At 72.6% G+C, this 1,071-nt stretch carries 2 protein-coding genes and 1 pseudogene; all 3 read right to left on the bottom strand.

Annotated features, from left to right (window positions below):
* On the bottom strand, positions 1 to 210 hold a 210-nt coding region (locus J7528_RS23465), incomplete at its 3' end, for a hypothetical protein (protein WP_291879681.1).
* Between the two features lie 67 nt (positions 211 to 277).
* Positions 278 to 778, bottom strand: coding sequence for a GNAT family N-acetyltransferase (locus J7528_RS23460; protein ID WP_291879679.1), 501 nt, complete (start codon positions 776 to 778; stop codon positions 278 to 280).
* A 59-nt stretch (positions 779 to 837) separates the two neighbouring features.
* Positions 838 to 1,071: pseudogene (locus J7528_RS23455) on the bottom strand (sorbosone dehydrogenase family protein); the annotation flags it as partial.

Raw genomic sequence — 1,071 nt, 5'->3', positions numbered from 1 at the left:
GGCCAAGCGGGCGAAGACCGGGCCGGGGGCCTCGTTATAGACCGGCAGCAGCACCAGCAGCGGCGCCAGCGACAGCAGCGTGTAGAACGACAGCGAGGCGGCCTGGGTCATCAGGTCGGCCTCGACGAAGCGCCTGAGCAGCGCCGCCGGCAGGCTCTGCTGCAGCCGGTCGAGATGCCGGCGCAGCCTGGCGGGCGAGATTGGCTTCATCGCGTGGATCGGGCCTCGGTCGGCGCCAGCGTGGCGCGGCAGACGTGGCCGTCGCGTGAGCGCGAGGCTACACCGCGCGGCCGGCCAGCGCGGACAGCGCCTCGCCGCTGACCCGCTGCACGGTCCAGCCGTCCATCGGCGTGGCGCCGAGGCTGCGGTAGAAGTCGATCGCCGGCGTGTTCCAGTCCAGCACCGACCACTCGAAGCGGCCGTAGCCGCGGTCCAGCGCCAGCCGTGCCAGGTGGGTCATCAGCTGCAGGCCGATGCCGCGGCCACGCAGTTCCGGGCGCACGAACAGGTCTTCCAGGTACAGCCCGGGCTTGCCGAGGAAAGTGGAGAAGGAGACGAAGAACAGGGCGAAGCCGGCCGGCTGGCCGTCGCACTCGGCGATCACCACCTCGGCAGCGGGACGGGGACCGAACAGCGCGGCCTCCATGTCGGCGGCGGTGGCGACCGCCTCGTGGGCGAGGCGCTCGTACTCGGCCAGTCCCTGGATCAATTCGAGGATCAGCGGGACGTCTTCGCGGACGGCCGGGCGCAGCACGATCGACGGACTCGGGGTGGACATGGCGTGGGCCTCCGGGCAGGAGGCGCATTGTCGCGCGCCGGACTGCCGCGCGGTGCGCTTCAGCGATCGCCCGCCGCCGCCACGCGCCAGACCGCGTTGCCGACGTCGTCGGCGACGAGCACGCCGCCGCGCGCATCCACCGCTACGCCGACCGGCCGGCCCTGCGCGTCGCCGCGTTCGTTGACGAAGCCTTCGAGCACTGGCTCGGGCGGGCCCGACGGCCTGCCATCGGCAAACGGCACGAAGACCACGCGGTAACCGACCTTCGGCTGCCGGTTCCAGGAGCCGTGCAG

Origin of the sequence: Caulobacter sp. (genome assembly GCF_017744445.1) — a bacterium.
Classification (GTDB): domain Bacteria; phylum Pseudomonadota; class Alphaproteobacteria; order Caulobacterales; family Caulobacteraceae; genus Caulobacter.
This window is presented reverse-complemented; position numbering and strand designations above follow the sequence as displayed.